This is a genomic window from Nakamurella endophytica, assembly GCF_014646215.1.
Lineage (GTDB): Bacteria > Actinomycetota > Actinomycetes > Mycobacteriales > Nakamurellaceae > Nakamurella > Nakamurella endophytica.
Window position 1 is genome coordinate 665,775 of record NZ_BMNA01000002.1, and the last position, 13,766, is coordinate 679,540.

The following is a 13,766-nucleotide window of genomic DNA, read 5'->3' on the forward strand; positions in this document are numbered from 1 at the left end:
CGTCCCCGCGGCGGTCCGGCGCCCCGTCCCCGCGTCGGATCCCGGACGACCCAGGAGCGGAAGAGGCACCATGGCAGCGCAGTCCGCACCGGACGCGGCCGACGTCCCGGCGGCGTTCTCCCTCGACGGTCGGCGGGCGCTGGTCACCGGCGCCCGCGGCGGGATCGGCCGCGCGATCGCGGTGGCCCTCGCCGCCGCCGGCGCCGAGGTGGTGCTGCACGGCCACCACGACGACCTGGACGCCACGGCCGCCCTGGTCGCCTCCGCCGGGGCCCTCGGCGGGACGTGGGTCCAGGACCTGCGCGACGGGGCCGGCGTGGAGTCCGGCGCCCGCGAGCTGCTCGACCGCGGGCCGGTCGACGTTCTCGTGAACAACGCCGCGACGATCAGCCGGCGTCCCGTCGAGGAGATCGACTTCGCGCTGTGGCAACGGCACTTCGCGGTGAACGTCGACGCGGCGTGGTTGCTCACCCGCACGCTCGGCGCCGCGATGATCGACCGCGGGGGTGGCAAGGTGCTCATGGTCGGGTCCCTGCTGTCCGTGCAGGGCGGCGTGGACCGCGCCGCCTACGCCGCGTCCAAGCACGCCCTGCTGGGCATGGTGCGGGCGCTGTCCAACGAGTGGGCGGAGCACAACGTGCAGGTCAACGCCCTGGCACCGGGCTACGTGGCGACGGAGCGACCGAGCCCGGCGATCGGGGATCCGGCGCTGCTGGCGCGGATCCCGGCCGGCCGCTGGGGCACGCCGGCGGACGTGGCGGGTCCGGCGGTCTTCCTGGCCTCCAGGGCCTCGGACTACGTCAGCGGGCACCTGCTCGCCGTGGACGGAGGGTGGCTGAGCCGGTGAATGCAGAGCGGATCGACCGGGTGCTGTCGGCGGCGGTCGCGGCAGGAGCGGCGCCGGGCGCCGTCGCGGTGGTGGCCGATCGCGACGGACCCGTCTACACCGGCAGCGTCGGCGTCGCGGATCCGGCGACGGGTCGAACCATGGAGCCGGATGCGCTGTTCCGCATCGCGTCGATGACGAAGATGGTCAACGCCGTCGCCGTGCTGCAGCTGTGCGAACGTGGCGCGCTGGAGCTCGACTCGCCCGTCGCGGACCTGATTCCCGACTTCGACCGCATCCAGGTCCTGGACGGATGGGACGGCGACCGACCGCGACTGCGCCGGCCTGCGGTGCGCGCCACCGTGCGGCACCTGCTCACCCACACCTCCGGTCTGACCTACGACGTGCTGCATCCGGAGCTGTACCGCTACATCGTCACCACCGGCCGCCCCATGCCGTCGTCGGGACTGCGCCGGAGCCTGGACACCCCCATGGTGACCGACCCGGGGTCGGAGTGGAACTACGGCATGAGCACCGACTGGACGGGACAGGTGGTGGAGGCGGCATCCGGGCAGCCGCTCGACGACTACTACCGCGACCACATCTTCGCGCCACTGGGTTTGCGCGACATCACTTTCCGCCCGGACCAGGAGCAGCGCCGCCGACTGGTCCCGGTCGCCGAGCGGACACCGGACGGTTTCACCCGCACGGCCTTCGAGTTCCCCGCGGAACCCGAGTTCCTGTCCGCCGGCCACGGCCTGTACGCCACGGCCGGCGACTACCTCGCGATCCAACGGGCACTGCTGGCCGGCGGACACCTCGGGGCGACGCTGCTGTCACCCGAGTCGGTCGCGGCGATGTTCCGGCCGCAGCTCGGCGCGATCGCCGTGCGCGACATGCGGTCCCAGGTCGCCGCCTTCTCCGCCGACATGCACCTGCCGCCCGGTGCCAGCTGGGGACTCGACGTCCTGGTGACGACGGCGGCCACACCCGGCCTGCGATCCACGGGCAGCGTGGGGTGGTGGGGCACCTTCAACACCTTCTACTGGATCGACCCGGCGGCCGGCCTCTGTGCCGCGCTGTACCTGCAGACGCTGCCCTTCTGCGACCCGGCCGCGCTGGCACTGGCCGAGAACTTCGAACGGGCGGTCTATGCCGGCGCCGCCGACGGACGGGTGGCAGCATGACTGCGGAGGTCGGCACCGCACGACCGGCCCGGCGGGTCACCGGCGAGCAGCTGAGCCGGTACGTCCCGGTGGCTCTGGTGCCCCTGCTGTTCCTGGCGGGTGTCGTCACCATCGAGGGGTACGCGAGCCGGTCGAGCGTCGTGTCGCTGCTGGTGCTCTCCAGCTTCCTGGGGTTGGCGTCGATGGGCCAGACGCTGACCGTCATCGTCGGTGGCATCGACCTGTCGGTGCCCTCGGTGATCGGCCTGGCCAACGTCCTCGTCACGAGCCTGTACGGCGACGGCTGGTCCTTCTGGACGGCGTGCCTGCTGATCCTCGGCTTCGCCGTGCTGATCGGAGCGGTGAACGCCGTGGCGTCCCTGGTGCTCAAGGTCAACCCCATCATCACCACGCTGGGCACCGGCCTCATCGTCCTCGGTGGCGTACTGAGCTGGGGTCACGCGAGCATCACCGGTTCGGTGCCGCAGTGGCTGACCGACGCGGTGTCGGTCATCGGTCACACCGGTCCCATCCCGGTGCCAGGGGTCATCGTGCTGTGGGTGGTCCTCGCGGCCGGCGTGGTCTACCTGCAGCGGCGTACCCGGCTCGGACGCGAGATCTACGTGACGGGATCCAATCCCGCGGCCGCCCGGCTGACCCACGTCCGCACCACCTGGGTGTGGATCGCGGTGTTCATCGCGTCCGCGGTCAGCGCGGCGATCGTCGGCGTGCTGTTCGCCGGGTACAGCGGGGCGGCCGACGCCAACGTCGGGCAGCCGTACCTGTTCCAGACCATCACCGCCGTCGTGGTCGGTGGCACGTCGCTGCTGGGCGGCCGCGGCGGGTACGGCCGGACGCTGATCGGCGTCCTGATCATCTCGCAACTGACCACCCTGCTGGTCGGCGCGGGCCTGGGGCCCTCGCTGCAGGAGACCATGCTGGGCGTCCTGATCATCGTCCTGGTGAGCGCCTACGGCCGCGAACCGGGCCTCGCCACGAGGATCTGACGTGACACGACCACCCGACCCGCCGCAGGCCGAACCCTTGCTGCTCGAGGTGTCCGGGCTGTCCCGGAGATTCGGTGCCACCCGCGCGCTCGCCGACGCCTCGATCACCGTCCGGTCCGGTGAGATCCACGCCCTGGCCGGCGAGAACGGATCCGGCAAGACCACGCTGATCAAGGTGCTCAGCGGCGTGGTGCGGCCGGACGCCGGCACCCTGCGCTGGCGCGGCGAGGCGGTGCGGATCGGGAAGCCTTCCGCCGCCCAGGTATTGGGCATCTCGACGGTCTTCCAGGAGACCCTCTACTCCCCCGAGCTCACCGTCCTCGAGAACATCTGGATGGGCACCGACCGCGTCTTCCGGCGCGGCCGCAGCCGGACGGCCGAACGGGACGGAGCCCGGGAGGCACTCGACGCGATCGGCGCCGACGGGGTGGACCTGCGGGCACCGTTGTGGACGCTCTCCCTGGCGCAGCGCCAGCTGGTGACCATCGCCCGGTCGATCGCGCGGCCGTGGCAACTGCTCGTGCTGGACGAGGGGACGTCGGCCCTGGACGCCGACCAGCGGGACCGGCTGTTCGGCTACCTGGAATCCTCCCGCCTGCAGGGGCGCTCCACGGTGTTCACCTCGCACCGCATGGACGAGGTGGAGCGACTGGCGGACAGCGTGACGGTGCTGCGGCTGGGCGCCACCGTGGCAGCCGGGCCGAAGAGCGAGCTGTCGGCGCGTCGGATCCTGGTGGCGATGGCCGGACGCGACGTCTCGGCCGTCACGGCGTCGCGCCGCCCGGCCACCAACACCCATACCGATGCCGACACCGACACCGACACCGACACCGACACCGACACCGACACCGACGCGGCGTCCCGGGTGGCACTGACGGCCGCGGACGTCAGCCTGGTGCCCGAGGCGCCGCCGCACACGGTGCAGGTCCACGCCGGCGAGATCGTCGGCCTGGCCGGGCTCGAGGGGCAGGGCCAGCTGGAGTACGCCCAGGTGCTCGCCGGGTTGCGGGCACCGGCCTCGGGCACGGTGACGGTGCACCGCGAGGGTCAGCCGGATCGGCGCGTCCACGGCTTCGGCCGTTCCGGCGACCTCGGCATCGCCTATGTGCCACGGGACCGCAAGACCGAGGGGCTGTTCTTCGCGCTGTCCGTCCTGGACAACTTCGCCACGGCGCTGCTCCGGCGCCAGCAGCGCTTCGGCGTGCTGCGGCGCCGGGAGATCCGGCGGCGGTTCGACGAGTACGTGCCCGTGGTGCGGTTGAAGGTGCACGACCCGGGCCAGCCGATCGGCACGCTCAGCGGCGGGAACCAGCAGAAGGTCCTGCTGGCCCGCTGGCTGGCCACCGACCCCGCGGTGCTGATCCTCAACGACCCCATGCGCGGTGTGGACGCCAACACCAAGCAGGAGCTCTACGGCCTGCTGCGCACTCTGGCCGACGGTGGCATGGCCGTCGTGCTGCTCTCGACGGAGGTGCTGGAACTGCTGACGCTCTCGGACCGGATCGTCGTCTTCCACCGATCGGCCGTGTCCGCGGTGCTGGACGCCGCCGCCTCGACCGACACCGATGTCGTCGCCGCCATGTTCGGCCACGCGCTCGAGGACCAGGGAGCGTAGCCGTGGCCGTCCCCACTCCACGGACCGCTGTGATCGGCCGGCGCCGTGCCCCTGCCCGGGTCTCCCTGGGCCCGTACTCCTACGCCGCGGTGCCCGCCGCCTTCGCCGTGGTGCTGCTGGTGGTCAACCTGGCCTTCGACGGCGGCTTCCTGTCCGGCGGCAACCTGGCCAGTACTCTCGCCGTGTCCAGCCCGTTCGTGATCAGCGCGCTGGCGCAGGCGTTCCCGCTGCTCTCCGGGGGCGGCGGCCTGGACCTGTCGGTCGGTCCGGTGCTCGGCTTCACCACGGTGCTGGTGGCCGGCGTGCTGGTCCCTCACGGCTTCGTGCAGCCGCTCACACTCATCCCCACGGTGCTCGTCTTCGGCCTGGCCGTCGGTGCGCTCAACGGCATCCTGGTCGCCTACGTCCGGCTGCCGGCGATCATCGCCACCCTCGGCACCTACCTGATCTTCAGCGGCCTGGCGGCGCAGGTGCTGCCGAGCCCGGGTGGCTCCGTGCCGCTGTGGCTCGTGGACCTGACCCACAGCTACGGACCGATCCCCGGGATCGCGCTCGTGTACATCGCGATCGCCGTGTGTTGGATCCTGCTGTCCCGCACCGCCTACGTGCGGAACCTGCTCAGCGTGGGCGGCGACGACCGGGCGGCCTACACCGCAGGGATCAACGTGCCGCTGGTGCGCACCGTGGCGTTCGCGCTGGCCGGGATGCTGTCCGCGGTGGCCGGGCTGCTGCTCACCGGCACCATCCAGTCCGGCGACGCCACGGTCGGGCCGATCTTCACCGTGACGTCGCTGGCCGCCGTGGCACTGGGCGGCCTGAGCCTGCAGGGCGGCCGTGGCGGATTGCTGGGCGCCGCCCTGGGCGGCGCCACGTACTACCTGATCCAGAATCTGCTGACCGTGGCCAACGTGTCGGTGTTCCAGCTGGACGTGGCCAGCGGGCTGGTGCTGATCCTGGCGCTGGCCCTCAACGGCACGTTGGACCACCTGCGGAAGAAGCGGGGCGGCGGCCGGCCGGGCACCAGGCCCGGCGACCCGGCGGCCGAGGCGTCGACGCCGGGATGACCCGGGACGGCACCGGCGGCAACCCGAGCGTCGGGAGCACCGCGGAGCGGGAGGACGTGCGAGCGCTCCCCCGGTACCTCGACCTGCCGGCCGGACCCGCAGGTGGTCGGCAGGCATGGCACCTGTTCGGTGACGACGACGATCTCGGCCTGCTGAACCTGCTGACACCGGAGGTCGTGGTCGCCGCCGCCCGCCTGGTCCGCCGGGGCGCGGTCTTCCCGCTGAACGCTCCGGTGGACCTGTTCGGCCCCGGGCCGTTCCTGCCCCGCGGCGCGCCACGGCGCCACGTCCGGACGCTGCGCACGGCTGCGGTCACCGGCCTCGACGACGTGCTGGACAACTTCTACCCGCAGGCCTCCAGCCAGTGGGACTCCCTTGCGCACATCTCGGCGGATCAGGAGCGCTTCTACAACGGCGTCACCCGGGACGAGATCGACCGCGGCCGGAACACCGTCGACCACTGGGCCCGGCGCGGCATCGTCGGACGCGGTGTCCTGCTGGACCTGGCCGTCGGGGCCGGCGACGACCCCGGGAGCGCCCACGCCTTCACCGTCACGGACCTGGAGCGCGCCAGGGAGGCCGCGGGGATCACCCTGCGGACCGGGGATATCCTGGTACTGCACACGGGTTTCGCCGCCTGGTACGCCCGGCAGACGCCGGAGCGGCGGGCTCGCATCCCGCACGACCTCGCCGCGCCCGGTCTCGAGCACTCGGAGGCCGTGTGCGCCTACCTGTGGGACGCGCACGTCGCCGCGGTCGCCTCCGACACCCTCGCCGTCGAGGTCATGCCCGCCGATCACTCCGCCGCCGCGGCGCCGTTCGGCTTCCTCCACCAGACCCTGATCGGCTGCTTCGGGATGGCACTCGGCGAGCTCTGGTGGCTGGCGGACCTCGTCGCGGACTGCCACCAGGACGGCGTGCACGAATTCCTGCTGGCGAGCGCTCCGGCGCACATCCCCGGCGGGGTCGCCTCGCCGGCGAACGTGCTGGCCGTCAAGTAGCCGCCGTCCGGTCGCCGGGACACCGGCGGGGTCCGGACCGGGGATCAGAGCACCGCCGGGGCCGCCGATCCCGGGAGCACGGCGGAGTCCGCCGGGCGCCAGGCGAACTCGACGCGGTCACCGGCCCGCCACGGGCTCATCGACCCGGCCACCTCGCGCACCACTCCGGCGGTGCCGTCGGCGAACCGGACGCGCAGCTTGCGGTCCGCACCCAGGTAGACGTCCTCGAGGACCTGTACGGAGAGGCCCAGCTCGTCCTGGCGGGCATCGTCGACCGCGCGCAGTCGTGCCCGCTCCGGCCGGACGACGACGGTCGCCGAGCGCGCGGCGTCCGGGACGGCGGAAGGAGCCGGCACCCGCACGCCGAGGACGGACCAGGCACCGCCGGCGGACCGCTCGGCCGGCAGCATGGTGGACTCGCCGAGGAAGCCGGCCACGAACGTGGACGCCGGGTGCAGGTACAGCTCGTGCCCGGTGCCGACCTGCTCGATGCGTCCCTCGTGGAACACGGCGATGCGGTCCGACAGGGCGAGGGCCTCCTCCTGGTCGTGGGTCACGAACAGCACGGTGCTGCCTGCCTCGCGGTGGATACGCCGGATCTCCGACTGCATCGACTCCCGCAGTCCCCGGTCGAGCGCCCCCAGCGGCTCGTCCATCAGCAGCAGGCCGGGACGGAACACGATGGCCCGGGCCAGCGCCACGCGCTGCTGCTGCCCACCGGACAGCTGGGCGGGATATCGCTGCCCGTACCCCTCCAGCCGGACGGTGCCCAGCGCCTCCGCGACCCGACGGGCCTGCTCCGGCCGGGGGACGCGCCGCTGCCGCAACGGAAAGGCGATGTTGGCCTCGATCGTCAGGTGCGGGAAGAGAGCGTAGTTCTGGAAGACCATGCCGACGTTGCGACGGCGCGGCGGCACGCTGGCCATGTCCACGCCGTCGATGCGCACCGTCCCCTCGTCCGGTTGCGCGAAACCGGACACCAGGTTGAGGGTGGTCGACTTGCCGGAGCCCGACGGACCGAGCAGCGTCATGAACTCGCCGGGTTGGACGTCGAGCGAGACGTCCGCGAGTGCGGTGTGCCCGCCGAACTGCTTGACCACGCCGTCGATCACCAGGCGGGAGCCGCCGGCCGCCACCGGGTTCCGGGCACCACCGATCGAGGTCCCTGCGTCGGACACGTCGTCCGTCCTCTCTCTCTTGTCACGACACGGTGGCGCGCCGCCCCACCGACGCTGCTGTCAGGTCCCCAGGCGCCGTGTCCGGAGGGTCGAGATCCGCACCGCCACCAGGATGACCAGCGTCGTCACCACGAGCACCAGCGTGGACGCCGCTGCGACGGTGGGATCGGTGTCGTTGTCGACGCTCTGGTAGACGCGGATGGGAAACGTCTCCAGGAACGGGGACTTGATGAACAGCGACACCAGGATCTCGTCGAACGAGGCGACGAACGCGAACAGCGCACCGGCCAGCACGCCGGGGAGGATCAGCGGCAGCGTGATCTGGCGGAAGACCGCCCAGCGCCCGGCCCCCAGGCTCTCCGCGGCCCTCTCGAGCTGGACGTCGAAGGACTGCAGCACCGCGGTCACCGAGATCACCACGAACGGGACCCCGAGCGACGCGTGCGCCAGCACGAAACCGGTCACCGTGCCCAGCAGCCCGAGACTGCCGAACACCGTGTAGATGCCGATCGCCAGCACGATGGCCGGGACGAACACCGGCACCAGCAGCAGCGCCCGTGCGGCGGCGGCCCACCGCCGGCGACGCCACCGGGTCAACCCGACCGACGCGGCGGTGCCGACGGTCGTCGCGAGCACCGAGGACAGCAGCGCGATCCACAGGGACCGGCGCAGGGCCGACGTCCATCGGGAGTCGGAGAACAGGTTGCCGTACCACCGCAGGGACCAGCTGTCCGGCGGGAAGACGAAGGACGCCTTGCCCGTGAAGCTGATCGGCACCACCACCAGCGTGGGGACGACCAGCAGCAGCGCCACCACCACGGCCGCGACCACCGCGAACGGATGCCGGGCGACGGTGCCCGTCCCCTTGGCCTTCGCCGTTGCCGTCACTCCGCCCGTCTGCGCGGCCGGCACCGTGCCCGTCACCGTGCCCGTCACCTCGCCCGTCACCCTGCCCTTCACCCTGCCCGCCGGGCGCCGGGAACCAGCCGGAACAGCAGGTACGCGGCGCCGATCAGGACGACCGCCCCTGCCAGCATCGACAACGAGAGCGCGGCCGCACGTCCGGTGTTGTTCAGCTGGCTGGTCTGGGTGTAGACGACGCTGCCGATCATGGACGTGGCCGGTGAGCCGAGGATCTGCGCCAGCACGTAGATGCCCAGCGAGGTGACGAAGACGAGCAGCGCGCCGGCGCCCGCGCCGGGGGCGGACAGTGGAACCACGACGCGGAAGAAGGCCACCGTCTGCCGTGCCCCGAGGCTCTCGGCCGCCTGCAGCAACCGCCGGTCGATGGACTGCATGCTGTTGTACAGCGGAAGGATCATGAACGGCAGCAGCACCTGCACCAGGCCGACGAGCACCGCGGTCTGGGTGTGCAGCAACCCGTCCCGCCCCAGGAACGGCAACAGGCGATCCACCGGTCCGCCGGACTGCAGCAGGATCACCCAGGCGAAGGTGCGGACCAGCCCGCTGACCCAGAACGGCACCAGCACGGCCACCGTCAGGACCAGGCGGATCCGCCTGCCGGCCAGCACCATCACGTACGCGTACGGGTAGGCCAGCAACACGCAGAGGACGACGGCGACCACCGAGGTGAGGAACGTCCGCCCGATGATGCGCAGGTAGACCGGGTTGGCGGTGATCCACGCGTAGGCGTGTTGACGGCCCTCCACCTTGACGAACGAGTCGATCACCGAGACGACGAAGGGGTAGCCGACCACCCCCAGGATCAGCAGCAGCGCCGGGATCAGCAGCAGCGCGTCGAACCTCGACCGCCGGGCCCGCGGCGCGGCCGGCGCCGGCGGACCGGCTCGCCGGTCGGCGCCGACGTCCTGCGTCGTGGCCATCCCCTCGCCCGTCCCGTGGCCGCCGGTCAGCTACTGGTCCAGGTCGTCCACTTGTCCATCTGGGCGGCCAGATCGCCGGCCCAGAACGTGACGTCGATGGTCACCGGCTTGAACGGCGGTTGGAACACGTCCACCGCCTTCGCGGCTGCGGACAGCTTCGGCTTGGCGTCGACGTTCATCGGGGGGTAGCCGGTCGCCTCCTGCCAGTAGGCCTGCTGCTGGGCTCCGATGAAGTAGTTGATCGCGGCGTAGGCGACGTCCGTGTTCTTGCTGCCGATCGGGATCGCCAGGTAGTCCATGCGCAGCACCGGGGGCGCCGTCGGCACCAGAGCCCAGTGGGAGCCGTTCTGGATCTCCGTGTACACCCGCCCGGACCAGCAGATGCAGGCCACGATCTGGTTGCTGGCCATCATCTGCTGGGACTCGGAGCCGGCCGAGTAGAAGACCAGGTCCGACTTCAGCTTGTCCAGTTCCGCGTAGCCCGCGTCGACGTCCGGGGGTGCCAGCTTGCCGGGATCGACACCACTGCCCAGCAGCGCGATCTCGATCTGCTGCATGGGGAAGCCCGCGTAGATGGCCCGCTTGCCGGGGAACTTCGCCAGATCGAAGAAGTCCGCCCAGCTGGTGGGCGCCTGGGGGAAGGCCTCGGTGTCGTAGGCGAAGGTCCACGGCGACGCGTTGAGCGCGATCCCGCAGTCCTGCTTGGGCACCAGCGGAGACAGCTTGCTGGTGTCGAGCTTGCTGTAGTCGATCTTCTGGTAGACCGTCCCGCACCCTTCGGCCAGGTCGACCTCCGGCGCGTCGACGATGTCCCACGTCACGTTCCCGGAGTCGACCTGTGCCTTGACCTTGGCGGCGGTCGGCGGTCCGTCGGGCGCGTAGCTGGCCCCGACCACCGTGGCGAAGTCGCCGAAGATCTTGTTCTGCGCGTCCTGGGTGGTGCCACCGTTGCCCGAGTACGAGAACTGCCGCCCGGAGAAGGATCCGGCGGTGGCCTGACCGGCCGCGAGCACGCCGGCCGCCGGTGCACCACCCGACCCGGGCGTGCTGCTGGAGGCCACGGTCGCGCCGCCGGCGGCGGTAGCGCCGCTGCTGCTCTGCGACGACGACGACGATCCGCCGTCTCCTGACGCCGGGGAGGTCCCACCGCCGCATGCACTGACCAGGACGGCGCTACTGCCGACGATCGCCACGGCCCACCGGATACGCCTCATTGCGCCTCTTCCTGGATCTCGACGGTTATTCGAATTCACGTCAATCCATGACTTCTATGCACTGTATTCGAATCCACTCGCACGTCAAGGCTGATCGACCACATCGAGAACATCGGGCCCGCGTGCGGTGCGGCGGCACTCAACTGCGGCCGGCTAGCCCGTCCGCCCGATCAGGGCGCCGTCCTGTCCCGCGAGACGCTCTCGTAGCAGACGCTTCTGGATCTTCCCGCTCTCCGTCATCGGCCAGTCCTGCACGAAGTGGATCTCGCGCGGGACCTTGAAGCTGGCCATGCGCGCCGCGCACCAGGCGATGATCGCCGCCTCGGCGGCATCCCCGCCCCGGCGGAGCTCCACGAAGGCGACGGGCACCTCCCCCAGCCGTGCGTCCGGCCGCCCGACGACGGCGACCTCGGCCACGGCGGGATGTCCGAAGATCACGCGTTCGACCTCGGCGGCGGACACGTTCTCGCCGCCCGGCTTGATCATGTCCTTGAGCCGGTCGACGAAGTACAGGTACCCGCGCTCGTCCAACGAACCGAGATCACCGGTGTGGAACCAACCGTCGGTGTCGATGGCGGCCGCCGTCGCCGTCGGGTCGCCGAAGTACCCGTTCATCACGGACCAGCCGCGGATGCACACCTCGCCGACGACCGCCGGCACGGTGTCGATCACGCCGTCGTGGGCGACGGCCACCTCGACGCCGGGGATGGGCCGCCCGCACGAATCCCAGCGGACGTCGTCGCCGTCGTCCTGCGCGGTGATCGTCGTGGTACCGCCGGTCTCGGTGAGACCGTAGATGGTCGTCACCTCGTCGATGCCCATGACGTCCCGGATCGACCGCTTGAGGTCCGCGGAGCCACCGGACCAGGCCTTGACCACCGAGGCGAACAGCTCGGGCGAGAAGTCCGGGTGCGCCATCTCCATGGCGTACATCGCCGCCTGACCGGTTCGGGCCGTGCAGCCGTGCCGCGGCACGAGGTCGAACACGGCCTCGACGCTGTAGCGCTCGGGAACGACCATCGTGCACCGGGCACCGAGCGCGAGCAGCGTCGTCGCGACGGAGCCGCCGACGTGGTACATCGGCTGTGTGCTGAAGTAGACGTCGTCGCGGGTGATGCCCATCCGCGCACCCATGTGCCAGGTGGCACCGTACGACGCCCGGTTGCTCAGCAGCGCCGCCTTCGGGAAGGCGCTCGTCCCCGAGGTGAACTGCATCAGCACCGCCGCCCCCGGCTCGGAGACGTCCGTCGGCACCGGCGTCCCCGCCCCCAGCCGCAGGAAGGCCTCCCAGCGCAGCGGCGCCCCGGCGACGCCCGCAGCAGCGGCGGATGCGGTGCGGCCACTCCCGGCCGGATCGAGGGACGCCTGCACGGAGTCGTCGAGCAGCACCAGCCGGGTGACCGCCGACACCTTGGCGAGGACCTCGGAGACCAACGCGCCGTAGTCGGTGCGGTGGAAGCGTTCGATGACGACGGCGACGACCGGTGCCGCCACACCCAGGACGTGTCCCAGCTCGTCCGAGCGGTAGCGGGTGTTGACCGGCACGATCACCGCACCGAGGCGGCTGCAGGCCGTCTGCAGGACGGGCCAGACCGGCCCGCCGGGAGCCAGCACGGCCACCCGCTCCCCGGGCCCCACCCCGAGGGCGGCCAGCGAGGTCGCCACTGCATCGGACAGCCGCCCCCAGGCCGCGAAGGTCAGGTCGGCGGACCAGTCCGGTCCGGCGAACCGGAAGGCGTGCCGGTCACCCTCCTCCCGGCTGGCCGACGCCAGCTCCCGGGACCACGTGGTCTCGATCGGGCCGACCGTCGCCGCGTCCGCGTCCGTCACGACGCCCATGCCGGAACCCTGCTGCGGGCCAGGGGCGCCGGCCCGACCAGCGTCCGGATCATGCGGATGGACGTCGAGGTGCACAGGAACAGCGAGTGCCAGTCCGGGCCGCCCCACGTCAGGTTGGCGCAGACCTCCGGCGTGCGGATCAGGCCGAGCAGGTCGCCCTCGCCGGTCATCACCCAGACACCTCCGCGCCCGGTGACCCAGACGTTGCCCCGCTCGTCACAACGCATGCCGTCCGGGTTGCCGTCGCCCGGGTTCTCGTCGCTGCTCATCCCGTCGTGGATCAGCCGCCCCGATCCCAGGCCGCCGTCCGGGCGGACCGGGAAGGCGTAGACGCCGACGAAATCGTCGACGTACAGCACGCTCTCGTCCGGTGAGAAGCAGAGCCCGTTCGGCTGGTCGAACTGGTCCCGGTCCACGAGCAACTCGAGATCACCGCCTCCGGGCGGGATGCGGTAGACGCCGTGGAAGCCGAGCTCGAAGGGCCTGGCCACGCCGACGGCGTGGTCCCAGCGGCCGTAGTCCGGATCGGTGAAGTAGACGGAGCCGTCGGAGCGGACCACCACGTCGTTGGGACTGTTGAGGTACCCGCCCTGGTAGTGGAACGCCAGCACCTCACGGGAGCCGTCGCGGCGCTCGCGGACGACATCGCTGCTCACGTGCCCGCAGACCAGCAGCTCGCCGTCGACGTCGCGAGTCATCCCGTTCGACTTCCAGTTGGGCCGGCGGTCGAGCTGCGCACCGGTCGCCTCGGTCCAGCGCCACCTGCTGTCGAACTGGATGTCGTTGAACATCAGGGACTGGTCGTGCGGGCTCCACACCGGTCCCTCGATGAACCGGTATCCGGTTCCCAGGACGTGGAAATCGCCGTCCAGGTCCAGCAACTCGGACAGCTCGGGAGTGCCGTTCGACACCGGGATCACGACAGCTCCTTGGGTGGCCCGTCGACGTCGGTTGACCACCCGCCACGTTAGCCCGACACCCCATGCTTTCGAAAGTCCTTGACGATTCGAAA

The 13,766-nt window shown here is 71.5% G+C and carries 12 protein-coding genes; 6 read left to right on the forward strand and 6 right to left on the reverse strand.

Annotation, left to right across the window (positions count from 1 at the left end):
• Window positions 1-70 precede the first annotated feature (70 nt).
• From IEY37_RS06550 to IEY37_RS06575, 6 genes are read left to right on the forward strand one after another with little or no spacing between them, the layout of a single operon-like run.
• Complete coding sequence (locus IEY37_RS06550; protein WP_188940677.1) at window positions 71-847, forward strand: SDR family oxidoreductase; 777 nt, start codon at window positions 71-73, stop codon at window positions 845-847.
• The gene (locus IEY37_RS06555; protein WP_188940678.1) at window positions 832-2,013 is read left to right on the forward strand and encodes a serine hydrolase domain-containing protein; all 1,182 of its coding nucleotides are present in this window, start codon (window positions 832-834) and stop codon (window positions 2,011-2,013) included. The genes IEY37_RS06550 and IEY37_RS06555 overlap by 16 nt, the downstream gene beginning before the upstream one ends.
• A complete protein-coding gene (locus IEY37_RS06560; RefSeq protein WP_188940679.1) occupies window positions 2,010-2,999 on the forward strand; it encodes an ABC transporter permease in 990 nt (329 codons plus the stop codon). Before IEY37_RS06555 ends, IEY37_RS06560 begins: the two co-directional genes overlap by 4 nt.
• Before the next feature lies 1 nt (window position 3,000).
• Window positions 3,001-4,614, forward strand: a complete 1,614-nt coding sequence (locus IEY37_RS06565; protein ID WP_188940680.1) for a sugar ABC transporter ATP-binding protein — start codon at window positions 3,001-3,003, stop codon at window positions 4,612-4,614.
• Between the two features lie 2 nt (window positions 4,615-4,616).
• Window positions 4,617-5,678 carry an ABC transporter permease gene (locus IEY37_RS06570; RefSeq protein WP_188940681.1) on the forward strand — a complete coding sequence of 354 codons (1,062 nt, stop codon included), beginning with the start codon at window positions 4,617-4,619 and terminating at the stop codon, window positions 5,676-5,678.
• A complete protein-coding gene (locus IEY37_RS06575; RefSeq protein ID WP_188940682.1) occupies window positions 5,675-6,679 on the forward strand; it encodes a cyclase family protein in 1,005 nt (334 codons plus the stop codon). Before IEY37_RS06570 ends, IEY37_RS06575 begins: the two co-directional genes overlap by 4 nt.
• A 44-nt stretch (window positions 6,680-6,723) precedes the next feature.
• On the opposite strand, the gene IEY37_RS06580 is transcribed toward IEY37_RS06575, so the two are convergent.
• The 6 genes from IEY37_RS06580 to IEY37_RS06605 all read right to left on the reverse strand — a co-directional run bounded on the left by IEY37_RS06580 (window position 6,724) and on the right by IEY37_RS06605 (window position 13,674).
• Complete coding sequence (locus IEY37_RS06580; RefSeq protein ID WP_229674003.1) at window positions 6,724-7,857, reverse strand: ABC transporter ATP-binding protein; 1,134 nt, start codon at window positions 7,855-7,857, stop codon at window positions 6,724-6,726.
• A gap of 60 nt (window positions 7,858-7,917) precedes the next feature.
• On the reverse strand, window positions 7,918-8,805 hold the full coding sequence (locus IEY37_RS22495; protein WP_268237979.1) for an ABC transporter permease: 888 nt from the start codon (window positions 8,803-8,805) through the stop codon (window positions 7,918-7,920).
• A gap of 8 nt (window positions 8,806-8,813) precedes the next feature.
• A complete protein-coding gene (locus IEY37_RS06590) occupies window positions 8,814-9,701 on the reverse strand; it encodes an ABC transporter permease (RefSeq protein ID WP_188940683.1) in 888 nt (295 codons plus the stop codon).
• A gap of 26 nt (window positions 9,702-9,727) precedes the next feature.
• Entirely contained in the window at window positions 9,728-10,915 is a 1,188-nt protein-coding gene (locus IEY37_RS06595; protein ID WP_188940684.1) for an extracellular solute-binding protein, read from the reverse strand.
• Between the two features lie 153 nt (window positions 10,916-11,068).
• Window positions 11,069-12,754, reverse strand: a complete 1,686-nt coding sequence (locus IEY37_RS06600) for a class I adenylate-forming enzyme family protein (protein ID WP_188940685.1) — start codon at window positions 12,752-12,754, stop codon at window positions 11,069-11,071.
• A complete protein-coding gene (locus tag IEY37_RS06605) occupies window positions 12,742-13,674 on the reverse strand; it encodes an SMP-30/gluconolactonase/LRE family protein (protein WP_188940686.1) in 933 nt (310 codons plus the stop codon). The genes IEY37_RS06600 and IEY37_RS06605 overlap by 13 nt, the downstream gene beginning before the upstream one ends.
• Between the last annotated feature and the right edge of the window lie 92 nt (window positions 13,675-13,766).